Genomic DNA, 23,462 nt, shown 5'->3' on the forward strand with positions numbered 1-23,462 from the left:
TGGTTGACCATTATCCTTTTGCTGTCAGTACATTTTGTGGTTCCCGTCCTTCGAATATATCCAGCAGCGCCTGAGCGGTAATCATGCTGACCCGCGTATACGTCTCGAAAGTCTCGGCTGCGGTGTGCGGCGTCGTAATCAGGTTCCTGCTCTGCAGAATCGGATGGTCGGCGGATACAGGCTCGGACTCGTAGACATCGATTGCCGCTCCGGCGATGACTCCGGACGACAGCGCCCTTGAAAGCGCCTGTTCATCCACGACGGCTCCTCTCGCGGTGTTAATGAAAATGGCGGATGGTTTCATCCTGGCAAAAGCCTTGTCATTCATAATATGGTGTGTCTCTTTCAGGCTGGGTAGATGCATACTAACGATGTCGCTATGCGCCAACACATGCTCGAAGGTTGTCATTTTAACGCCGTATTCCGACGCTTTGGCTGTATCTGGATACTTATCATAAGCGATAATCTCGACATCAAAGCCCTTCAACTTCTTCGCGGTGAGCTGGGCGATATTACCGAACCCTAGAAGGCCGATCGTTCCCCCTGCAAGCTCGGAGCCGACAAAGCGCTCCCAGCCGCCGTTCTTCGTCGACCGATCCAGCGCCGGAATGTGCCGGCGGACCGTGATCATCAATCCGATCGCCAGCTCGGCCACCGCGTTCGCATTGCCTCTTGGTACATTGGTCACTCGTATTCCATGTTTCCTTGCGGCCACTAAATCGATATTGTCCACGCCGACGCCAAAACGGGCGATGCCTTGAAGCTGCGGCGCAAGCTTGAATACCGCCTCATTCCAAGTGTCCACACCGGCAATGACGCCGTCGACCGATCCTACCACTTCCTTCAGCTCCTCGAACGTCAGCGGACGTCCGAAATGATTCTCGATAATCTCGCATCCATGGCTCTCGAGCAGCCGCTTCGCATCCGCGCACAGTTTGGAATAATTCGTAGCCGTTACTAATACCTTTTTCGCCTTCATTATTTAACTCCTCCCACCGTCATTCCGCTTACCATATATTTCGATGTGAACAGATACATCACGATGACCGGAATCGATGCAATGATGGAGCCGCCCATCAGGGGTCCCCATGCGAATACGTCGCCGACGATCATATCCGACAGTCCCAGCGTGATCGTCTTGTCTGCGCCTTTAGTGACAACGACCAAAGCGTACAAGTATTCGCTCCAGCATAACGTGAACGAAAAAATGAAGGTAGCCGCAATGCCCGGCGCCGATAATGGAAAAATGATGTGGGTCATCGTACGGATTCGCGAACATCCATCGATCATGGCTGCTTCCTCGATTTCATCCGGGATGGATTTGAAATAGGAAATGAGCATCCATGTAGCATACGGAATCGTGATCGTTGGATAAATCAACATGAGGCCGTAAATGGAATTGTTGATGCCGATTGCCGTCACCAGCATGTAGAGCGGGATAAACAGAACGGCTCTCGGCATCAGGTACGCATAAAGGATGCTCTTGGAGATGAAGCTTCTCCCTCTAAACTTGAGCTTGGAGATCGCATACGCAGCCAGCATGCTGACCGTAATCGAGAACAAGGATACGATCAATGAGACGAACAAGCTGTTTTTGATATTCGTCATAAACCCCTTTTCGTTGATCAGCTTATCGTAGGCGGTGCCGAGAAATTCCTTCGGCCAAAACGTAGGCGTCATGGAATAAATCTCACCGTTGGACTTGAATGAGGTAATCACCATCCAATATAAAGGGAAGAGCGCGAATATTAGCAGCAGCGCGAGCGTCGAGTATACCGTAATTTGCTTGCCGAGCGAATTCTTCATCAAGATCACTCCTTACTTGTCGGACGCCAGCGAACGCTTGGTCACATAATGGATCAGCATGATCAGCGGCGGCAGCGTAATGAGGGATATCGCAATGGCTTTACCGAGACTCATGTTCAGAAAGCCAACGGTATAGCTAAGCGTGGACAGCACCTGCGTGCCATTGTCCGGGCCGCCGCGTGTCAGAAGCCAGATGATCTCGAAGTCGTTCAGCGTCCAGATGGTGGTGATAACGGAAGATAGAATGGTCACTTCTTTTACCGAGGGGAGCGTCATGTAGAAAAACCGCTTGACTGCTCCCGCTCCATCCAGCATGGCGGCTTCATACATCTCTTTGGACACTGTCTGCAGGCCGGCCAGAATGGCAATGCCCATGAACGGAATGCCGCGCCACACGTTGACGAGAATGACGGAGAACATGGCCAGGTCCGGTGTGGCCAGCCAGCCGACGGGACTGTCGATGATCCCTGTTTTGAGGAGGATGGCATTCAGCACGCCGCCGACGTCGGAATAAATCCACTGCCAGGTAAAAACGGAAACGATCGTCGGAATGGTCCACGGAAGAAACAGCATCACCCTGAAAAAGTTTCGGGCGACGATGTTCTCGTTGAGCACGAGCGCCATAATCATCCCGAACACCGCTTTCAGAATGACTGCCACCATCGTAAAGACAACCGTGTTCCATACCGCCTTCCAAAACACGGAATCGGTAAACAGCTCCGCATAGTTCCGCAAGCCGATGAATGTTTCGGGAACGCCGACTACTTTATTGGTCAAGCTAAGATAGACCGCCCAGCAAAAAGGGAGCGCCATGACAGCCAGCAAATAAATTAGTACCGGACTCATGAGGAGGTAGGCCAGCCTGCTGCTTGTACCGCCTTGTTCCCGCCTAGGCGCCGGGGTCTTCCCCGGTGTTGTTTGGACTTCCAAGCTTTTCATTGAGAGCACCTTCTTTCTGTTGCTTCAGGCTCGTCCGCAGCCACGGACCTTGCATCGATGCCTTGTATTCGGACTGCGGTAGCCTGATGCGCGGCTAAGTCATAACCCTACTTCGCGTATACCGCCTCGATCTTACTCTGTAATTCGTCCACTGCTTGCTGGGCCGTGAAGCCTGAATCCAGCAGCATTTTTTGGAAGACGTCGTTGACATATCGAAGGTTATAAATCTCTCCAGCTTTCGGATTATACGCCCCAGGGTATCCAAGGAAAGCGAAATGTGCGATGGAGTCGACGAATCCTTTGTTCTTCTCCTCCTGCCAGACGGATTCGTTTGCCAGATCCGTGTAGATCGGACCGGTCAAAGGAGCCCCGTTCTGCACCCACTGGCCGTACCACGTTTTGTCCGCCATATATTCGATGAAGGATTTGGCGAGCTCCTTGTTCCGGGATGCCTTGAATATGCCCAGATTATTGCTAATGCCAGGCACTACGGCTCCCTTCGGTCCTGCGGGCAGCATCGCGATCCCTGTATTCTCGTACAATTCGGGATTATCGTTCTTGATCGTCGCAGCCAAGCTGCCGACGTTGAAGATCATGGCCGATTGGCCGCTCAAATACGATTTGTTATTGCCGCTGTCATCCCATCCGATAGAGCTTGGAGGCGTCACCTTATCTTCGATGAAAATGTCCCTGATCAGCTGAACCGCCTGAAGAGTTTCGGGCGAATTCACCGCCACGTTCTTGCCGTCCTCGATATCGAGGGAACCTCCGTAGGACCAGATGATCGCCCGGGTCAGCCATTCGGCATCCGAATTGCCTTTCCCGTAACCGAGTCCTGCACCGTATATCCCTTTGGAAGGATCCGAAAGTGCCTTCGCCATTTCGCGGAATTCTTCCCAGGTTCCAGGCGGCTCGCTGTATCCGGCAGCCTGAAGCATGTCCTTACGGTAATATAAAGCCGTGGACTCGGTCCAGAACGGCACTCCGTAAAGCCTGTCCTCAAACGTTACGGAGGTTTTCAGGCTGTCCTGTATTTCCCCGTTTGCCTTCTCCACGCTGCCCACAACGTCGGTAACATCCTCGAGAACGTCCTTGGCGTAGAATTGTCCGACTTCCTGGTAGCCGAAGAAGGAGACGTCCGGCGTTGTACCCGATTCGATGGCTGCCGACCATTTCGGATAAAAGTCCTCGTACGCGATAAACTCCACGTTGACATTCACGTCATGCTCTTCCCCGAACTGCTTTGCCCTCTCTTGGATCATCTGGTTTTGCTCTTCGAACATCTGCTTCTTCATCCAGAATGTCAGGGTTTCCTTCCCCGGATCGGCATTCCCCGATCCGCTGCCTCCCGTTCCCCCTACGCTGCATCCTGCCATCAATATCATGGTTAAAGCTGCCGTTATCCATCGTATAGAGGTTTTCTTCATCTTCATCATGTTCACCCCTCAGCATATAGTGGAATGTCCTTACACCATTTATTGTAAAGACTTCATAAACAGGGTTAAATGATATAGGCTTAACATCCGCTCTCCTTACTTAACATGATGACGCTATCGAAAGCAGCGGCCGAATTACACAAAAAAAAGCCCGCTTCCAGCGCAAACGCATGGCTGGAAACGGACGGCATACAGGCTTTATTAGGGCTTTCCGGCTTCCAAGCTGTTTCGGTATTCTTGGGGCGTCACGGAATAATACTTTTTGAACACCCGAATAAAATAGTTCGGGTTGTGGTATCCCAGCTTCAGGGCAACTTCGAAGCTCTTCAAGGAGTGGTCGGCCAGCAGTTCGGCCGCTTGCTCCATCTTCAACCGGAGCACATAATCACTTAAGTTCGATCCGGTCTCCATTTTAAAGAGGCGGGACACGTGAACCGGATGCATATACATATGATCCGCAATGGCTTGAAGGGAAATATCCCGAGACAGATGGTCCCGTATGAACCGTTTCATCCGGGACACGGAAGCGCTCCGGTCGCTGCGGGTTGCCTGTTCGGCGCTAGACTCCAGTAGAGGCAGCACTTGACCCACCCATTTGCCGAGCGTGGCCGCGGTTGTGCATTGCGACAGTCCCGTTACGTCCGCAAGGGACGCTCCGACGATATCGGCCAGACTGCGTCCGTTCTTGTGCGCATAGGCACTTAGCGAGGAGTATATAAAGAAAAAGGCTTCGATTACATGCTCCTGCGATTGGCTGTGCGCGAGCGACAATTCCTTGAGGATCTGCTCAAGCTTCTCTTTGATCTGCTTCCAACTGCCGGATTCCAGCAAATGAGGGAGAAGCGGGGGCTCATAACACTTTTGCAAGGAACGGACCGGATGAAGCTCCTCTTCATCTTCTGCGTAAACGAACATATCACTGTGACTGCCGATATGGCGGCGCAAAGCGAAAAGACTGTCCTGATACAGCTTTCGGACATCTTCCGGAAAGGAACCTCGTTTTCCTATCAGGACGGAGATCGTTCCTTTCAGGTAACGGCTGACGTTCATCTGTAACTGCGCCGCGAGATGCTTGAGTTCATTTTCCTGTGCATGCTCATGGGGGTGCATCCTGTCCGCCGATTCATCGCTTACAAAAACAAAAAAGACGAGATATCCGTGTATGTCCCTGCATCGCCACAACCGAAACCGTTCCCCGAAGATCTCGTCCGCCATGTTACCGATCGCGTACTCCATGATGGAGGAGTCATAAGGACTCATTTCCGTCAAGCGGTCCTCCATCCGTACGAGCATCAAGGCCGCTTGATTGCCGATGGCGGATTTCATTTCAAGCAGCTCCAGTTTTTCGGCCCAAACGTTCTTCGGTGATTTCATGCCTTGAAGCAGCTGATTCAGAAATTCGCCTCGAATTTGAGGCAGATTAGCTTGAAAAGCCTGAACCGCACGGTTGTAGGTTTCGCTGGACTCACGCTCCTGCCGCAACGATTCCACAGCTCCGCCTACTTTTTCAAGCACGACTTCGTCGCTGACGGGCTTAAGCAGGTACTCGTAAGTGCCAAGCGTTATGGCTTCTTTCGCGTAAGCAAACTCGGCATAACCTGACAGCAGGATCGTTTTGATCTTCTTCCATCTCGATCTCGTGATCTCGATAAGCTCGAGCCCGTTCATTCGTGGCATCGTGATGTCGGAAATCATAATGTCGACCGGCTGCGTCTGCAGTATTTCCAGCGCTTCGAAAGCGGAGTATGCCTTGCGCACCTCATCAATCCCGATTGTCTGCCAAGGTATCGTATGCGCCAGCCCCTCTACTACGCTTGCTTCATCATCAACGATCAGCAATGTATACAACATCATCCCCCCTTGCCCTACTTGGATCTTCCCAGCATAATTCTACGCGAAGCCCTCCTGACGGCGATTCCGAGAAGGTCAAACCCGCATGTTTGCCGTACCGGGTGATCAGTCTCTGATGAATGTTCCACAGACCGAATCCCCCGCTTTCGTTCAATGGCTCCTCGACCTGCCGCTTCAGCTTGTCGATGATGCCAACGTCCATGCCCTGGCCGTTGTTGTCAATTCTGATTCTGCATCGACTACCTTCGGTTTCTCCGGAAATATGAATCATCGCAAAATCCAATTGATCCTCAACGCCATGAATGACGGCATTCTCCACGATAGGCTGGAGCAATAAGCGCGGAATCTCCAGCTGCATCATGCTTTCGGGAACCTCGATCTCGAAGGTTAGGCGCTGAAGTCGCAGCATCTGAATCGTTAAATAATTGTCCACCAGCTTCACTTCCTCTTCAAGCGGCGCGGTCGGATTTTCCAGTCGAGTCGTGTATCGGTAATACTCCCCCAAGTTCAGGGCCATGGCTACGACAGCTTCCTTCTCACCGAGATTTGCCATGTTCTTGATGTAGAACAGGCAGTTATACAGGAAGTGAGGGTTAATTTGCGATTGGAGCTGCTTAAGCGTGGCTTCCTTGGATCGCAAAGACTCTTTGTATACCCGTTCGATGAGCTCCTCGATCTGCTCCGCCATATTATTGAAGGAATGGAACAGATACATGAATTCGTTCTTCGGCACATCCTTCAGACGCGTCATATATTGACCGTCCCTGATCCTTCTTACCGCATGAAGCAGGCGGGAAATCGGACGCTGAACATTGCGGTACAACAACAAGGTCAGCAGTAAGACGAGAACAAGCAGGAGCGATACGGAAATGTAAAAGAGGGTGCTGCTTAAAGTGATCGGAGAATAAACGCTGTCCAGTCGGACGAAATCCACCAGATACCAGCCCAAACTGCTGGACAAGACGTAATTCATTACATATTTGCCCTGCCCGGATTGCACGATTCGGCTGCCCTCTTCCCCAAGCTGCATCTCGTTCAGGATGCCGGCCGCCATTTGTATCGTCTCCTCGACCGATGTGCTGTTGGCAATAACAGTTCCGTCAGGTGCAAACAGGAATGGCTCGCTGTCCCCATCCTGTTTCAACCGATTCAGCATATTGACCAGATTCTGGTCGGTGAAACGGACCTCCACGATCAGATCCTGGGAAGAAGCGGACGTTCTCATCCAGCTGAAAAAAGCTTGTCCTCGCGAATCCCGATGATAAGACCAGTTCTGCTCATGGGCATGAGCCAAGTATTCGGCATCATACCTCGCCGACAAGTCGGTAGTCAGCAATTCTTGATACTGCATTACGTACATTAGAATTTGGCTGTCCCAGCTGCTCGTTGCAATCTGCATATTCAACATATCCGTGATCCGCTGCTGGCTGTCGATTCGTTCCATGAGAGTGCTTCGTGAGCGCTCCGCCAGATAACTCTTGATCCCGTCATCATTGCTCGCAATCACCGAATATTTGGTTAGCTGATCGATCATGTTGTCCATCTGACTCATGAAGAACGTCAGTCGGTTCCGCTGGCCCTCCTCCACAGCCGAACGAACGACGTTGATGCTGACCTGATGGGAGTAGGCATACAGCAAAATAATCGGAATAACCAAGACCGCCAGCAGTGTTGTTAGCTTCGCAAACGTACTTGTTCTTAACCGCTTCATCAAAAAACATACCCCCGTGTCAGAGCGATTCGCTCTACTTCTCGCTGTCGATAAGTTCTTGCAATTGAACGTTTGCCGACTCCGCAGCAACCCCGACATCTTCGCCGATGAGTCCCTTCACCACGATGCTGCCGATAATGTCCCGTGCTTCCTTCACGTGAATGACTTTTGGACGATCATAGCTCATTCCGATCGGGATGGATTCATTGATTACCGGAATCAGCTCCTCCGGAAAGCCGGAGATGCCTTCCTTGTCATGCCACAGCGAGCTCCGGGCTCCCGGGTTACCAATCCTCTGGGCTTGCAGCACCATGTCCCGGCCCGAGGCCCACTTGATGAAAGCCCAGGCCGCATCCTTGCGGGCCGATTTCGCATTGATCGCGATGCCCCAAGCGGTAGTGCTGTAGGGCTTGCGGCCGGCATCGCCTGCCGGAAACAGCGCATACCCAATCTTCTCCTTCGCCAGTCCTGATTGCGTGAGCATGGGGTAGATCGCGCTGGCATCGGTGAAAAACGCCGCCTTTCCTTGAGCGAACAACTCCGCGGACTGAGTCCAACTGTAGTTCAGCACATCCGGTGGACCATATTTTCCGAGGAGCCTTACATACCGTTCAATACCCTTGACCGCTTCCTTTGAGTTCAGCACCGCCTGATCCTCATTCGTAAAATTTCCGCCTTCGGAGTAAACGAAGGACGAGAGCTGGGTGACGAGAGCGCTTCGCTGCCCTCTTGCAACAAAACCGTAGACGCCACGCTCGGGATCGTGCACCTGCTTGACCGCCCCTTCCAGCTCGTCCAAAGTCTGCGGCACTTCGATTTCTTTTTTCTCCAGCAAATCCTTGCGATAAAATAGAATCTGCTGCTCGGTTGAAAGCGGGACGGCAAGCAGCTTTCCGTTCACCGTTACCGATTCCAGCGCCGTTGACGAAAAATCGGCAAAGTCGTAACGTGGATCCGATACGGCATACGATTCCAAGGGCGTTAGCCAGCCATTGTTCTCATACAAACTCAGCTCTTCCAAAGGCCGGATCATGAACACGTCGGGACTTTCGCTACCTACGGTCATCTGAACGGACATCTTTTGGCTGAGCTGCTCATTGGTCAACGCTTGAAAATCAACCTTGATGCCCGTCTCCTTCTCGAATTCGGGAAGATGGGCGCGAAGGATATCCGCAACCGGGTTTTTGGCCATATATGCGGTAATCCGCACGTTGTCAAACGGTCGTTCCGATTCGGACATGCTGCTGTCAGCTCCGTTCCTCCCCGCCATGCATCCAGCTGCCGACACCATCATGACGACAATCCATAACACCCTACAGAAACGTCCTGCAACCTCCATAACTCCCCCTCCTGTTCAGTCGGTCATAAATCGATATTAAAGCGTTTACAATGAAGAAGACACTGAAAAAATTTAACATATGGTACACATATTTAACATCAAGTATAGTCCTGACTCTCATACGGCTTTTCGGCAGACGAAATCCCCCTCTTTATCAAAGACTTTATTTAAACAAAAAAGCCGCTGATCTCATTCCAGATTAGCGGCTAAGAAATTTACCTATTCTGCTTCCTCTTCATAAACAACAACGGTCTGACTTTCTGATTCCCACTTGACGGTTGCATTCAATGCCTCACTTATAAAGCGTACGGGTACATACGTATTGCCCTTGGTAACGGTAGCCGGGGCATCCAACGAGACCTTCTTGCCATTAACGGTTGCTGTTTTACTGCCGATGAGGAGTTGTATGCTCACCCCGTCCTTCGTGACGGTGATGGAACGCTTTTCAGGATCCCATATTACCTCTGCTTCCAAAGCCTCGGCAATAGCGCGAAAAGGAACATAGGTATTGCCTTTTTTGACAAAAGGCTCGGTGTCAGAAGCTTCGCCGTTCACATACAGCTGAACCCCATTCTTTTTACCTGCCTTTTTGTTGAGCTTATCCAAGGTTTTGTATAGATCCAGATTTTTAAAATTTGCTTGAATGGCTTCTTCTTGCAGATACACAGCGTCAGTTACGTTACCGTTTGTTTCAAGCATGCCCGCAGCCGCTTCTAACGCCTTGTCCTTTTCAATAATGGCTTCCAGCTGTTGTTGTTGCTCGTCCGTCAGCTTGGCCGCATATTCGGTAAGCAAAATATTCGCTAAAACGGGGCCTGCCGGTTTATCTTCCACGTTTTGTATGGCATTTAGCAAACCCTTGTATCCTTGGTGCCCTTTGTTCTTGGCGTCCGCTTTATCGGTGGAGCTGTCGTTTGTGCTCTCTGTTTCTGAAGGTGCGGAATCATCAACTTGGTCTTCTTCTTTGCTGGTCGTAACCGATGCCTCGACTTCATCGATTTGATGCTCTTCATTTCGAGTTTCTTTTTCTTTAGGTCCTTTTGGCGATGCCACGTTACTTGTCTTGCCAGGTGGGGTGTTAGCCGGTTTGGCTGAGATCGTGCCTGCAGCGGTCGCAAACATCAGTGCCGCACTGGTGAGCAGGATGACTGTTTTTTTCATGATAATTCCTCCTGAATGATCAAAAATATACGCACCTTCATTATCGGCAGAATAAATAGACTTCAATAGATATACGTTAAATTGAAGATTCGCAGTTAAAATGAAAAAGTCGCCCTGATGGCGACTTTTCTGCACATATATCATTTTGTCATTTGCATTCATATTTATAATAATTTTGTACATGCACTGCCTCAAATCCAACCGACTCATATAATCTCAAAGCGTGGTCGTTTCTCGTTTCGACTTCTAAGTGTACCGTATAACCGGCAGAGCTTTGCTCTTTAACGACTTGGCGAAGCGCTTTTCTGCCTATGCCTCTGCCCTGATATTCCGGTAAAATGGAGAAACCATAAATCCACGCCTGCCCCTCTTCACGGCTCACCCGAAGTTTTCCAACCGTTTCTTCGTTCACGTCAATCATGAGCGTATCCGCATGATCCGCAAAACGGTGGTTTTCCATCGCTCTGGCGTCATCTTCGTCCAATCCGAACGCCGTTACGGACAAATGAACGCTCATTTCGAAATCCTCTTCAGTTGCCTGTCTCAGAAGAATATCGTCCGTGTCCTCCAGAGGCGTATGCCGCCATTCCATTTGATGCTCCGAGAATGCATATTCAGCACCTTGTTTATTCAAAAAGAATACTGCCCCATCGGATCCTGCAGGCGCGTTCAGCAATATTTTCTTGTATCCATTTGATTTTACATCTTCCATTGCCAGGTGAAACAACCGCCCGAAATGCCCTTTTCGACGTTCACTTGGCTTTACCATGCCACATACCTCGACAGTAGAACCAAACGCATACAGTCCTAAAAATGCTATAAGTTCGCCATTCTCATCATAATGAAAATAATCGAACGACTCCGTATTGCGTTCTCTAAGCATGTCCCAGTTAAGCTTCAGTTGTACATGATCATGAATTTCACACTCTTTTTGCAATTGTTCAATAGCTTGTAGTTGTCGTGTCGTTAACATGTTTCCTCCTTATTAACTGTCGCATCAATAAACTCAGTTATATATATTCATACCCTAGCCGGGAGACAACATATTTGTCTGCTGAGTTCTACTTTATCATACTTACATGATGAGAGGACGTTGACTTACTGCCCACAGAAAAAAGAACTTGTGGCTAAATGCCAACAAGTCCTTCTCTTATTCAACACTCGTTACTTCATGCCCTTTTATTTTACTTCCATGGCTCGCCAAATCACAGTAATCGCTTCTGCACGGCTAGCATGAGATTGGGGTTTTAACATGTTGTTGGGATAACCCTTCATGATTCCATGATCTACTGCAATCATCATCGCTTTCCGTGCCCAAGCCGCAATCTTATTCTGATCGATAAAGGTTTTGTTAGTAAGGGGATGATCCAATTGATAGGCTTGAACCACCATTTGTGCCATTTCTTCGCGTGTAATGAAATCGTCGGGGCCAAAGGAAACCGAATCGTATCCGTGAATAATTCCGTAAGCATACGCTGTTGAAATGGCTAGCCTCGCCCAATGATCCGTTGTATCAGCGAATTCCTTATTCCCTTTGCTAGTGAGTCCCAATGCTTGAACCAAGATTGCAGCGAATTCTGCTCGACTCATCATACGGTCAGGTCTGAAGCTCCCGTCTGTATAACCGTTCACAATCCCTTTTTCTGCGAGATTCTCAATGTTCTTTTGCGCCCAATGACCTTTTATATCGGTAAACGCAACACCGATTTCAACAGGCACAATCGTTCTCGCAAAAATCGCAAATTGAGTAACGCGGTCGGTTGTACCACTTATTATCCCCGCATCCCAGTCTATGTTGAGGTTATCCAGCGCTAACCATTCCTTCGTTTCTTCATTAAACTGACGAAGTTGGAGCTCATGACTGCCTTGTTGTATGGTGTTGGCGTCAAATTTCAGGCTGATGGTTACGTCTTGATCGAATGTTCCGGTTACATCTTTCTTAAACTCAACGACTTTACTAACTACTCGCTCTCCTTCAGATAGAAGAAATTTATCACCATCTGGAAGTGTTAGATTTATGGATAAACAAAATGGTCGATTCAGTGCTTTAGCAGGGATGAGAATCTGCCCCCCTTCAAAAGCAATGGTTCTCCCTTCCAGGCCTACAAGAAAGGCGTTGTTCGGCAGTGAACATACATCGCTACCGTTAGTGAGATTTGAATCGCTTTCTTCACTCGCCTTCTGCGTTATCAAACGATACCGGCTGGACGACACGTTAGCGGCATTACCTGTTTGGTCTTGTGCTCTTACATGCAAGTACCAATCACCGTCTACGCCGCTTTTCATAAGCGTGGCCTCGCTCGCAAACGGTCTCCAGCCTGTGGCTGGTATGGACGAATCGGTCGTCCACTGAAACTCCAGCGAGGCTTTATCTATACCGCTTCCAGAATCAATGACTGTCACCCTCGGTGTTACCGATGTAACCTGCATTTCGCTGCCATTAGGGTAAATCGTAATCATTGGCGGCGTATGGTCAATCTTCACTGTGATGTCGAGGAATAACGTATTGCCTGCTTGATTGGACGCCTCAAATCGAATGTTCGTCTCGCCTTCGCTCGAAATTTCGATGGGTGCTTTGTTCTCGTAGACTTGTGGAAGCCCCCCGTTCAGCGTATAGGTCAGATTGGAGATCTCGCTGACTGCCGATTCGGCATAGACGCTCAAGGTTACGCTCGAGCTGCTCCATTCCCCGCTCGTATATTCACTTCCGTCCGCCTTCACTAGTGTAGGCGTCAATGTGATTCCGGTTGTGCTGATGCAGACTGTGCGTCGTTCAATCGATTCATTGCCCGCTGTATCAACGGCTTTGAACGAGATGTTATGAACACCTTCATCACGGAGGACGATATCAGATAAATAAGGGCTCCACAACACTCCGTCATTTAGCGAATACGTAAATGAAGTGACGCCAGACTCGTCAGATGCTGCTGCACTTACGTTAACCGTTTGATTGCTCCATGTGCGATCAACGTATTCCATTCCATCCGCCGTTGTCATCGTAATAGCGATGGATGGCGGTGTATGGTCAACGGGACGTGTCAGGTTATCGACCATTCGATCCGTTAAACTGAGCAACGCATTGTTTGCCAGGTCGGAAATGGTTCCAGATGGTTTATCGTAGGACAGGAGAACTTGCTGGTCTTCTTCAATTGCTTTCTCTACGTTAAAAACAAGCGTATCCGTTCCCGATCCGTTCACCCGAGTAATCGTAGAAGGCTTCCCGTCCGTTGTAATTGCAATTCCACCGGCGTTAGTGAGGCTGACTGCTTCATCAAAGGTCACAATGACGCTGTTCGGATGCCCGCTTTCGATCTTCGCACTGGAGATGGTTGGCGGGGCAGCGTCCCATTCGAGGTTAGCTGCAATTCCTTGTAGAACAGGAAACATGACTCCCTCCTGTAACACCCAGATTCCGCTGAAGTCCCACTCGGTGCCGAAGAGTGTGTGCTGTTTCAGTTCTGATGTAAGCAGCGGTTCACCTTTGCCCGTATCGGATTGCCCGGTCGTTTCCTTATTATAGAAGCTCGCCTTAACCGTGCCGAACTCCCGTCCGACCAGGCCGCCGATTTCGCCGCTGCCGGTTACCCTGCCGACGGCATAAGTAGTCTTGATGTCTCCGACATTCCTTCCCACTAGGCCGCCGACGTCGTAACGACCGGAAACGGAACCGATGGCGTACGAATCATGCACCTTGCCGCTCTCATTCCGTCCCACGAGGCCCCCTACAAAATGCATTCCGGCAACGCCTCCGGCGGCGAAGGACAGGTTAACTTGGCTATTCATATCATGGAGTCCGACCAATCCACCGACATTGTATTGACCATTAACTTGACCCGTTGCATATGCATTATTTACCAAACCCGTATTCAAGCCGATCAATCCACCGATGTGACTGTTTCCGCTAACGCTCCCGGCAGCATACACAGCTTCAGTTACACTTCCTATGCTGTTCCTTCCAACCAAACCGCCGACTTCGTCTTTTCCATTGACCGCAACACTTGAACTAGAACTGCCGATCGTTCCGTCGTTATTCCCGACCAGACCACCTGTCTTGTCCGCTCCGGTAACATTTCCCATAACATGGACCTCTATAATCTGACTACCGGGGCCGTTCTGTCCCGACAGCATGCCTGTCTGAGGGCCGCCCGTGACATTCCCGTTCTTCAAATGAACGTCTCGAACCTCACCACCAGCAATAGTACCGAACATTCCGACACTCATTAAACTGCTCCTGTTGATATACAGGCCTTTAATATCATATCCTTGGCCGTCGAGCGTACCTGTGAACGGAGTGCTGTCATTACCGATCGGTTCAAAGCCGAAACCGTTCCCTGTACTCGTAGCCCACATATCGGAGCGACTGTTGTCAGTAAACGTCGTGTCGAAATCAATATCCTGCGTCAATGTGTAATTCGCTGACAGATCCATGGCCATCAGCTGCAGTTGATGCGAGTTCCAAATTGCGGCCGACCATTCGGAGCGAAGGAATGGGCGCGTCGAATCCTCGACCATAAACCAGTCATTGTTAAAATCCCAGCCGGAATAGCTTGATTGGGTTAGTGCCTGTGAAGTCGTGAGGCTGCTCGCGGTACAGGATCCATATGTATCATATCCACAGGCGCTATTCAAGCCGACAGTTTCGGCATCCCAGAAACTGTCGCTCAATATCCCACTATTACTCCCAACCAGACCGCCCACAGATTGATCGCGCCCGCTAACGTAGCCGGTGGCGTATGACTGTACAATCGATCCGTGGCCCGTGCTGCCCACAAGACCGCCGACAGCATTTTCACCATGGACAGCTCCCGTGGCATATGACTGGCTAATGAGAGCAGAAATATTATAACCGACCAGTCCACCGACGTGTCCAGCGCTCCCGCTGACGGCACCCGTGGCGTATGAACGGATGATTTCCCCACCTTCATTGTCCCCTACTAACCCGCCGACTATAGAGGCGCCACTGATCCTGCCGGCAGCATAGGAATCACTCACCGTCCCGTCATTACGCCCTACCAAACCACCGACATAATCGGTGCCGGTGACGGCATTCGTAGTGTAGGAGGAGGTTATTTTACCGTTAATGCCATTGTATCCTGCCAACCCTCCGACGGTGGCCCTATGGCTTCTAACCGTTCCGGTAACGTAGGATCGATGAATGGTTCCATCGCTACGTCCTGCCAGCCCGCCCACATGGCTGTTTCCTATGATTGAACCTCCTTCGAGAGCGATATGTTCGATCACCCCGTTGGAGCCTACCATCCCGAACAGGCCGACAATGTCCATTTTGGGCTGATTAATGGTCAGATTGCGGATGGCATGACCCGCTCCATCGAAGACACCGGTGAACGGGTTATTACCGTTTCCGTCGTAGCCGATAGGTACAAAGCCAGCTCCATTACTCCAATTTGCCGTCTCCGAAGCATCGACATCCGCTCCGAGCTTGTAATGAGCGTTCAAATCATTACGAACGGCGTTTAATTGATTTAATGTTGTAATGACGTAAGGATTGTTCGCCGTCCCATCACCGGACATGGGATCATTCGGAAGGGCGAATGCTTGAAACGGAATGATGCCGATCACGAGCAATAATGCCATCAAAATAGAGAAGATGCGTCTCATCTGGTCTTTTCTTCCTTTCGTTATTCAGTTGCCACGATGAACATTATATTGGATTTTTCGCGAGTTCGAATCTAACCCCGGTTATAGGCCCGGTTATAGATCACACCATAAAAAGAGACCCGCCGTGCGGGCGAGCCTGCTGTTACAACCTATGATGTTTAACCCTGGAACTCTTGACCTCTTGTAATCGCCTCGACTCGGTTTTTCGCCTGCAGCTTGCTGTAAATGCGGTTGATGTGCGCCTTCAAGGTCCCCATTCCGATACCGAGCGATTCAACGATCGCCGGATTGTCCATCCCTTCCTCCATATAACGAAATATCGCATATTCGCGCGGTGTCAGAAGCTTTTCTAATGTTGCTTTGCCTTGTGCCGAAGATTCGGCTGTTCCTCCGAAAGCGGACAATATTCTCCGCACATAGGCCAGTGAAGGCGCGTTTTTATCTCGAATGTTCCCTTTTTGACGATGTTGGACATATTCCCCTAACAGCTGTGCCACCAGATAGCCTTTATCAACAAACACACGGATATAATCATCGGGTTTCGCAAATATTAGTGCCTCTTCCAGCTTGAGCAGCGCTTGTTGCGGTTTATCCAACACCTGCAGCATCATCGCCTGAAGCACTTGGATCTCCAAGGCGTCCATCGGACGATGGCCTTTCACCGCGATTTGCAGCAATCTCTCAGATAACGCCCATGCCTCCTGGCTCTTGCCGGTCTCCATCAACACCCTAACGAGAAAGATATAGACGAATAGCTGATAAACGGATACCGGATCATCCGACGAGACCTTGTAATGATCCCTCCATTCCACAGCTGCGGACAAGTCTCCGGATTCCATTCGCAGACGAGCCATTTCGACATCGAGCAAGATAGGGGCTGCCTTAGCGCCATCCTCAATCGCCCTTCTATAGGCTTCTTCCAGCCATTTTTCGGCCTGACTGATGTCCTGTCTGGATGTGCTGATCCGTGCCAGAAAAAGACTCGCGGGAACGTATACCTTCTCTGGTTGGTAATGGGCCTGACTCGTCCCATGTAATCCCAGCTTCAAGTAATCCTCCGCCTGCTCCAGCTCGTTGCGTTCGTAGAGTAATTCGCCATAACAAACCACGACCGAATCCTGCAGGCCCATTGGTTTCATGAATTCGATCATGCTCAAAAAGAACGTATCCGAAAGGCCCCGAGGCAAATGCTGGCCCCGCTTGCCATTGTATGACCTGTATATAGAAGGAGATAGAGGCATATGAGGAGATGCGAAGATCAGATCCGTTCCTGTAGGACTATGCTGAAGTGACAGACGGATATACTCCAGCCCTTTGATCATGTCCATGTCATATTGGGTCGCTTTAAAGTTCCTGACATAATACAAGTATCCCAAATAGCGATCATTCTCTTCCGGACTCCAGCTTGCAGAGGAAGCAGCATAATGCTTCTCCGCTAGCTGTAAATACCGTTCCGACAGCTCCAGTTCCTGGGACCACAATAACGAAAAAATGTAAGAAAAATAAAGGTAAGGATACTGCATAAGCAGTTCCTCGGGAATTGCCGACAACCAAACCTTCATGGTCGAAAATTCTCTGCGGATCATCAAGCTTCTCATCTGTTCCAGCAGACGTATCGCTTCCGAATAACAAGTTCCGGCCAAGTAGTAATCTATCGCTTCTTCGAGCAGTCCCTGCGTTTCACACCAGGCAGCAGCCGATTGGAAGAGCACATTCGTCTTAGCCGGATCCAGGCGTCGCTGCCGCTTCAGTAAAAATTCGCTGAATGAATGATGAAATCGGTACCATTCCCTATCTTCATCCAGCGGGATGAGGAACATGTTGCGTTTTTCCAGCTCCGCCAGCAGCTGTGCACCTTGTTCGCCAGCTACAACCTTACATAGCTGCCCGCTCATCCGCTGTAAAATAGAGACGTTCAACAGAAATCGCCTCGTTGGCTCGTCCAACGATTCAAATACTTCTTCGAATAAATAAAGCTCGACGCGTTCAGGGTTGGACTGTACGTGCTTGTAAGCTCCCTTCCACTCTTCATCATGGATAGACAACGAGATCAGCCTGAGTCCTGTCACCCATCCCTCGGTCTGGATATGAATTTGTTCAATCTGCTCCCTTTGCAGCCCTCTCTTTTCAACGATTTGGAAGAAATTCACCGTCTCCTGCAAATTAAAACTCAGCTGCTGGGTATGGATTTCATGGATCCAGTCCCGACTAATCCATCTCGACTTCAAAAATCCATGGATGCTTCGACTTGAGAAACATAGATGCACGCGGGAAGGCAAATACTCTATAAAATACGAGACGGACGCCTGGATATCCGTATTATGTATGACATGCCAGTCATCCAATATCAGGATAACCGGCTCTTTCAATCCGTTCAATTCGTTTAACAGAGCAACCATAAATGGCTCGTATTGGCCCGGGCTCAGCATTGCGTTTGAAGTACGGACGGAGTCTGACAAACTACCGATGGCCTGCTCGATCGCTTTCATGAAGTAGTTCCAAAATCTTATAAGGTCATTATCCTTGTCATCCAGCGATAACCACCCGACGGGTCGGTCCAGTTGTCTGGCCCAATCACTGACCAGCGTCGTTTTACCGTATCCGGCGGGAGCCGTAACGAATGTCGCCCTGTGGTTTAGTCCCGCATTCAATCGCGCATGCAGACGGGGACGCGGAACCGTTTGATCATGGGGCTGGGGCAGTTTTAATTTCGTTAGAAGCAAGAAATGCCTTTCATCTCTCTCTTGTATCATGCAACCTCTTTTCGTTAGCCTCTGTGGGCCGTATATTTGGTTTTATTCATGATAAAACCCGAAATTCGGATTATTGTCAACGGGTTAAGTGCGCTGTGTTGGTAAAATCGATTAATGTAAAGCGTCCATTACAACACCTGATATGAGTTATAGAACATTCTGGGACCAGATTACTTTGTGCAATGATAAAGTTCGGGTGTTTATGGTTCAACTCTTCCTCGGTAAATTCGTTTACCATAAAGTCTGTGATCAAACCGCCATGAGTCACAATAACAATGGTTTCGTATGGATGTTGATGAGACAGCTCTAATAAGCAGGAAGTCATCCGCTCACCGGCTCTTCTTGCGGAATCTCCAACAGGAGGCATATAGTCTCGTTCCTTGGTGCAGCGATTCCACATCTCAACAAACTCCTCAAACGTTTGACCAGGAAAGTCTCCCCAATTCGCACGTTCCCGCAACCGACTGTCCTCTGATACGGTTATATGAATTGCTTCAGCCACAATCTGAGCGGTCAGCTTTGCTCTATTCAGCGGGCTGCTAATCATTTTATCAATGGACATTTCACTAAAATGATTTGCTGTTTTACGAGCCTGCTTTATCCCTTCGGGTGTAATGGAAACATCTCCAACACGCTTTTCTTTCTCAGCATGTCTGACAAGATAAAATTCTGTGCTCATATCATCATTCCTTTCATACACCCATCGATTAGATAGTGATCAAATTAAACGAATATCTAATTAGATATTACATCGTTTTGGATTATATGGAAAGACACAACGCCGCGGTTAACGGATAATAAAAAAAACCGCCAAATTGGCGGCTCGACCTTGCATGTATTTTTGTTATTGAACTTGATTCGTTTCGTTTGGCCAGATCTCAGCTGCTTGTTTACGTCCATGCTAACGCATTCTGTACAGCTTGTTCTCCATCCTATTATAAAGTCATGGCGTGTCCATACTTCGCGAGGAACGCTTCCTTCGCTTTGTAATCCTTCATCACGCTGCCAACAAGTCGCCAGAAAGAGCGATCATGATTCATGTGAATGAGATGGCAGAGCTCATGAATGACCACATAGTCAATGACCTCAAGGGGCGCCATCGCAAGACGGTAATTGAAGGTGAGATGTTTGGAAGAGCTGCAGCTGCCCCACTTCGTTCGCGACTCCTCAATGGTGAAGGATTTAGGCGAGACTTTCAGCTGCTTCTGATAGATCTTAATCCTCTCCCCGATCACCTTCTTGCAGCTGGCAAAGTAGAACTTCTTCAGCTCATGTTGGAGCGCATCTTCCGTCAGCCCATGGGTCTCGATTAACTCATCAAGCGAATAATATTGGCCAAGATGCAGAAACTTGCCACTCTCTTCGTATGTTTTCACCTTCGGAGCATTTCGAGCTGACTCAATCGCTTGCAGTTGTTTCAAAATCTTATCCCCATACTGCCTTACGGCGTTTAGCACGGCATCATCACCTGTATGATTCGGCGCCTTCACCGTAACCAGACCTGAAGGATCGATATGGATGGACATCTTTTGGCGCGGACCGTATTCTACATGACATTCTATTTGTTGTTGTCCTAGTTCAATTTTCATATTCAACTTCGTTTCTATAAGGATGTATCTCCATTGTAACAGAATTGAACCGAATCCTCCTCTATTGGGTGGCAGGATTTACGGAAAAATTCCGCTGGAGAAAATCGATCTGATCGGATATGATCCGCTCCCGAATACCGGGCTCATAAAATTCGAAATGCGTAACGGGGTACGATTTCACCTCCGCTTTAGGAAGGCTTTTGATAAGCTCTGCCGTTTGGGGGCCCTGCGTCTCCTTATCGAACTCACCAGAGCAAATCAAAACGGATGCTTCGATTTGATTTGCTGTACTGCTTGGCTTATATTTGATCATTTCCCATATTCCCCGTGGCGCCACTTCGTTTCGCCATGTTTTGGATTGCATGCCGGCAATCGTTTTGGCCGCTTCTTCTCCCTTTTTCTTATTTTATCTTGCTGATTCTGCGTTCAAGAATCCGTTCCATTCAAGATATGGGATAGTGTTGCGGTTGGTTTCCGGCCTATGATCAGCTGCTGCCCATCCGTATAACCCTCCTCACGTCCATCGAGCTCTTGTATGAGCACAGAGCGCCAATATCTGATGCGTTCTTGACGGTCTTCATCCGCAATCGCATTATGCAGTTCTAGCGGATCAAGAACCAGGTCAAAAAATTGCTCCTCACCCGTTTGGGAGAACCAAATGTACTTTTCCTTCCCATCAGTCACCCAGTGATTGGACTGTACCCCTTGTGCATGCTCGCCATGCAGATGATGACGCCATGTCTGAGTGCTTAGCCCTTCTTCCTTTCCTGCTGAGGCAAGTCTCCAGATACTTTCTCCTTCGACCGTATCCGGTATAGGCACGCCAGCCGCCTCCAGCAGCGAAGGCATAATATCCCGCATTTCCACCACTTGATCCGACACCATGCCGCGCTGCAAGCCTAATCGGTTGCCCGGATCGTTGACGATGAACGGCACATGGGTGCTTCCTTCATACGGAAGAGACTTCCGGAATAAATGATGGTCTCCAAGCAGCTCACCATGGTCCGATGTAAACAGAATCACGGTGTTCTGCAGCTCTCCATATTCATTCAATGATTGCAAGAAGCGGCCAATTTGGTGATCAAGATGCGTAATGAGGGCGTAATAGGCAGCCATCGCTTTACGCAAGCGGCGTTTCGGTACCAGTCCCCGCCCTGTGATAGGGGAGTACCCTGCCAGATCGGGGTCCTCCGTCTGCGCCCAATCACCAACCGGCGGCTCCGGAATATCGGCATCCTCATACAGATCCAGATACGCCTGCGGGGGATCGAACGGTGGATGGGGCCTGACGAAAGACATCCACAGGAAGAATGGCTTTCCGGGATCCCGGCGACGCAAAAAATCAATAGACTGCGTTACCACCCAATTCGTCGGATGCTGCATTTCTGCCAAATGCCAAGGACGGGCGACGGTCGATGCGTTGCAATCCAGACCGAGATCAATCATATCCGCGCCGGGTACTCTTTCACGAAGCCATGGCAAGTAATCATCAACTTGATCGTAATGCTCCTGCATCGGAATACTATGGTTATTGCGGTTATGATGCAGATAACCGTCGTGGAGCATGACATTGTGGAATCCCATCAGATTTCGTGCGGGGTAGACGTGCATTTTGCCGATACATTGTGTATGATAACCGGCACCGGCCAGTTCCCCCGGCAGCGTTCTCTTGTAATCCCATGGCACACAGTCCTGGTAGCCTACCCGGCCATGTGCCCGCTGTGATTGCCCGGTGAATATGGCTGCCCTTGCAGGTACACAGGTCGGTGTGGCTGAATATGCACGGCTAAACCGCACACCAGTCCTCGCAAGCTCGTCCAGATTAGGCGTCTCGACGACAGGATGACCCGCTATGCTGAGACAATCAAAGCGCATTTGATCGACTGTAATGAGCAAAACATTCGGCCTTCCCAGATTTTGACTCGAATTCATCACTTTTCCCCCTTCAACTACACCCCGCGCTTTCTTGGTTTTGGTCAACTCCATTTTATCGGGACGGCACCCACTGACTAATAACGCATTGCAGTTTCCCATAAACGAGATGTTCTATTGAAAGTATTCGTCCGAATTCATTCATTTCCTTTTATTGAACTCCTAATGTCCCTGTACAAGGAACAGTTGATGAGTCTCACCTTATAAGTGAAAAAGAGCCGCAATTTTGCGGCTCCTTTCGTTTTGATGCTGGCAAACTGCTCCACGATCCATTGAAGCCATCGCATCTTATTTCGGCGTACTGGGGGCATCCGATTATCTTCATAGTTCACGGGCTACCCTGCTTAGTTCCTGACGAACCTCATTAGCATGGATCGCAAGACAAGCTTTCGATCAGGATGCATGGCTTACGTTACTATTCTTCAACCCGTGACTCTCGGCTTCGTCGGATCGCAGTTCGGATTCTGTATTTCACCCAGTGCAGCCAACTTGGACAAATAGTAGCACTCTTCACGATACATATGATCTGGCATCAGCGGATTAATCCGGTCCAACACCTCCCCGCGCAGTTCAAATTCTTCGAGTTCTGCCAAAAAGTGCATGAACACCCTCATTTCCAGATCTATATCAGCGTGGAATTTACGCATAGCAGGAAAATCCTTTAATTGGGTCCTTAAATAACCCGTCATTTCTACCGCCTTTAGATAAAAGCCTTCAAAATCTTTTTGAAACGCCATGCTTTTTGCAATTAACGGCTTTTCAGCAAAATCAAGATCGGCCGCCAGGCTTGCTGCATGACCAAATGCATCCTGCAGCCAAACCATATCATAGTGCAAGGGATGAAACAGAGGTACGCCCTTACCTTCTTGTAACGCCTGTAATATCCGCAGGTATTCCTCCAATTCATTTACCATATGATTGACAAAGGAAGGTGTCAGAAGGAAATCAATTTTGCCTGTAATCTGTCGTTCCAGCAATTTCAGCTTGAACTCGCGCAGTTCATAAGTGGCTTTATAGGCATCCTTTGTCAGTTTCTCGATGAATGTGGAGGCATCGGGTCGCCGCGACTCCCCAAGCAGCATATCAAATCTAGCCATTAAGGACTCTGCTGTAGCGATATCCCCTTTCTCCTTGGGGGAAAGTGCGGTAAAAATAAAACGACAGTGGTCGCCAAGAATCTGTAGCCAAAACCGGTGCTCATACAAGGGATCACTCATTGATCTTGCCCCTCCCAATAGCGTTATTCTCAGAAAATATATGCTGCTGACAGCGGAGTAGAACGCGGAAGGGATATCAAAACCATATCAAACCATATTTGCGGCTCGA

General features: G+C 49.5%; 16 protein-coding genes. All 16 read right to left on the reverse strand.

From position 1 onward, the window contains the following. Positions 1-10 precede the first annotated feature (10 nt). The 16 genes from AK95_RS03170 to AK95_RS03245 all read right to left on the reverse strand — a co-directional run bounded on the left by AK95_RS03170 (position 11) and on the right by AK95_RS03245 (position 23,353). Positions 11-979, reverse strand: a complete 969-nt coding sequence (locus AK95_RS03170; protein WP_071218477.1) for a phosphoglycerate dehydrogenase — start codon at positions 977-979, stop codon at positions 11-13. Continuing rightward, the gene (locus AK95_RS03175) at positions 979-1,806 is read right to left on the reverse strand and encodes a carbohydrate ABC transporter permease (RefSeq protein ID WP_071218478.1); all 828 of its coding nucleotides are present in this window, start codon (positions 1,804-1,806) and stop codon (positions 979-981) included. The genes AK95_RS03170 and AK95_RS03175 overlap by 1 nt, the downstream gene beginning before the upstream one ends. A gap of 12 nt (positions 1,807-1,818) precedes the next feature. Next, positions 1,819-2,745: a carbohydrate ABC transporter permease gene (locus AK95_RS03180; protein WP_071218479.1), complete on the reverse strand. Its 927-nt coding sequence runs from the start codon at positions 2,743-2,745 to the stop codon at positions 1,819-1,821. 107 nt (positions 2,746-2,852) lie between these two features. Further along, positions 2,853-4,181, reverse strand: coding sequence for an ABC transporter substrate-binding protein (locus AK95_RS03185; protein WP_071218480.1), 1,329 nt, complete (start codon positions 4,179-4,181; stop codon positions 2,853-2,855). Positions 4,182-4,382: 201 nt separating this feature from the next. After that, positions 4,383-6,035: a response regulator gene (locus AK95_RS03190; RefSeq protein WP_235612973.1), complete on the reverse strand. Its 1,653-nt coding sequence runs from the start codon at positions 6,033-6,035 to the stop codon at positions 4,383-4,385. Next, on the reverse strand, positions 6,007-7,743 hold the full coding sequence (locus tag AK95_RS03195; RefSeq protein WP_071218482.1) for a sensor histidine kinase: 1,737 nt from the start codon (positions 7,741-7,743) through the stop codon (positions 6,007-6,009). The genes AK95_RS03190 and AK95_RS03195 overlap by 29 nt, the downstream gene beginning before the upstream one ends. Before the next feature lie 34 nt (positions 7,744-7,777). Beyond that, the gene (locus AK95_RS03200) at positions 7,778-9,082 is read right to left on the reverse strand and encodes an ABC transporter substrate-binding protein (RefSeq protein ID WP_071218483.1); all 1,305 of its coding nucleotides are present in this window, start codon (positions 9,080-9,082) and stop codon (positions 7,778-7,780) included. Positions 9,083-9,301: 219 nt separating this feature from the next. Beyond that, positions 9,302-10,426 (reverse strand): copper amine oxidase N-terminal domain-containing protein, encoded by a 1,125-nt coding sequence (locus tag AK95_RS03205; protein WP_235612974.1) that lies wholly within the window; start codon positions 10,424-10,426, stop codon positions 9,302-9,304. Further along, positions 10,392-11,216, reverse strand: coding sequence for a GNAT family N-acetyltransferase (locus AK95_RS03210; protein WP_071218484.1), 825 nt, complete (start codon positions 11,214-11,216; stop codon positions 10,392-10,394). The genes AK95_RS03205 and AK95_RS03210 overlap by 35 nt, the downstream gene beginning before the upstream one ends. A gap of 206 nt (positions 11,217-11,422) precedes the next feature. Continuing rightward, complete coding sequence (locus tag AK95_RS03215) at positions 11,423-15,862, reverse strand: S-layer homology domain-containing protein (protein ID WP_071218485.1); 4,440 nt, start codon at positions 15,860-15,862, stop codon at positions 11,423-11,425. Between the two features lie 158 nt (positions 15,863-16,020). After that, positions 16,021-18,615 (reverse strand): winged helix-turn-helix domain-containing protein, encoded by a 2,595-nt coding sequence (locus AK95_RS03220; protein WP_071218486.1) that lies wholly within the window; start codon positions 18,613-18,615, stop codon positions 16,021-16,023. Positions 18,616-18,691: 76 nt separating this feature from the next. Further along, complete coding sequence (locus AK95_RS03225; protein WP_071218487.1) at positions 18,692-19,294, reverse strand: histidine phosphatase family protein; 603 nt, start codon at positions 19,292-19,294, stop codon at positions 18,692-18,694. A gap of 256 nt (positions 19,295-19,550) precedes the next feature. Further along, entirely contained in the window at positions 19,551-20,204 is a 654-nt protein-coding gene (locus tag AK95_RS03230; RefSeq protein ID WP_071218488.1) for a M48 family metallopeptidase, read from the reverse strand. Between the two features lie 61 nt (positions 20,205-20,265). Next, positions 20,266-20,517, reverse strand: a complete 252-nt coding sequence (locus AK95_RS03235; RefSeq protein ID WP_071218489.1) for a hypothetical protein — start codon at positions 20,515-20,517, stop codon at positions 20,266-20,268. A gap of 113 nt (positions 20,518-20,630) precedes the next feature. Beyond that, the gene (locus AK95_RS03240) at positions 20,631-22,136 is read right to left on the reverse strand and encodes an arylsulfatase (RefSeq protein WP_201259345.1); all 1,506 of its coding nucleotides are present in this window, start codon (positions 22,134-22,136) and stop codon (positions 20,631-20,633) included. Between the two features lie 422 nt (positions 22,137-22,558). Further along, positions 22,559-23,353 carry a DUF2935 domain-containing protein gene (locus tag AK95_RS03245; RefSeq protein ID WP_071218490.1) on the reverse strand — a complete coding sequence of 265 codons (795 nt, stop codon included), beginning with the start codon at positions 23,351-23,353 and terminating at the stop codon, positions 22,559-22,561. Positions 23,354-23,462 lie beyond the last annotated feature (109 nt).

Origin of the sequence: Paenibacillus sp. LC231 (assembly GCF_001860525.1) — a bacterium.
In the GTDB taxonomy this organism is placed as follows: Bacteria; Bacillota; Bacilli; order Paenibacillales; family Paenibacillaceae; genus Paenibacillus_AQ.

What these genes read in the sequence shown, in the direction of transcription:
- AK95_RS03180 (WP_071218479.1), bottom strand. Translation starts at nt 2,745, where the DNA reads ATGAAAAGCTTGGAAGTCCAAACAACACCGGGGAAGACCCCGGCGCCT.
- AK95_RS03235 (WP_071218489.1), bottom strand. Translation starts at nt 20,517, where the DNA reads ATGATCAAATATAAGCCAAGCAGTACAGCAAATCAAATCGAAGCATCC.
- AK95_RS03240 (WP_201259345.1), bottom strand. Translation starts at nt 22,136, where the DNA reads ATGAATTCGAGTCAAAATCTGGGAAGGCCGAATGTTTTGCTCATTACA.
- AK95_RS03175 (WP_071218478.1), bottom strand. Translation starts at nt 1,806, where the DNA reads ATGAAGAATTCGCTCGGCAAGCAAATTACGGTATACTCGACGCTCGCG.
- AK95_RS03225 (WP_071218487.1), bottom strand. Translation starts at nt 19,294, where the DNA reads ATGAGCACAGAATTTTATCTTGTCAGACATGCTGAGAAAGAAAAGCGT.
- AK95_RS03205 (WP_235612974.1), bottom strand. Translation starts at nt 10,426, where the DNA reads ATGTACAAAATTATTATAAATATGAATGCAAATGACAAAATGATATAT.
- AK95_RS03190 (WP_235612973.1), bottom strand. Translation starts at nt 6,035, where the DNA reads ATGATGTTGTATACATTGCTGATCGTTGATGATGAAGCAAGCGTAGTA.
- AK95_RS03215 (WP_071218485.1), bottom strand. Translation starts at nt 15,862, where the DNA reads ATGAGACGCATCTTCTCTATTTTGATGGCATTATTGCTCGTGATCGGC.
- AK95_RS03185 (WP_071218480.1), bottom strand. Translation starts at nt 4,181, where the DNA reads ATGATGAAGATGAAGAAAACCTCTATACGATGGATAACGGCAGCTTTA.
- AK95_RS03220 (WP_071218486.1), bottom strand. Translation starts at nt 18,615, where the DNA reads ATGATACAAGAGAGAGATGAAAGGCATTTCTTGCTTCTAACGAAATTA.
- AK95_RS03245 (WP_071218490.1), bottom strand. Translation starts at nt 23,353, where the DNA reads ATGAGTGATCCCTTGTATGAGCACCGGTTTTGGCTACAGATTCTTGGC.
- AK95_RS03200 (WP_071218483.1), bottom strand. Translation starts at nt 9,082, where the DNA reads ATGGAGGTTGCAGGACGTTTCTGTAGGGTGTTATGGATTGTCGTCATG.
- AK95_RS03210 (WP_071218484.1), bottom strand. Translation starts at nt 11,216, where the DNA reads ATGTTAACGACACGACAACTACAAGCTATTGAACAATTGCAAAAAGAG.
- AK95_RS03195 (WP_071218482.1), bottom strand. Translation starts at nt 7,743, where the DNA reads ATGAAGCGGTTAAGAACAAGTACGTTTGCGAAGCTAACAACACTGCTG.
- AK95_RS03230 (WP_071218488.1), bottom strand. Translation starts at nt 20,204, where the DNA reads ATGAAAATTGAACTAGGACAACAACAAATAGAATGTCATGTAGAATAC.
- AK95_RS03170 (WP_071218477.1), bottom strand. Translation starts at nt 979, where the DNA reads ATGAAGGCGAAAAAGGTATTAGTAACGGCTACGAATTATTCCAAACTG.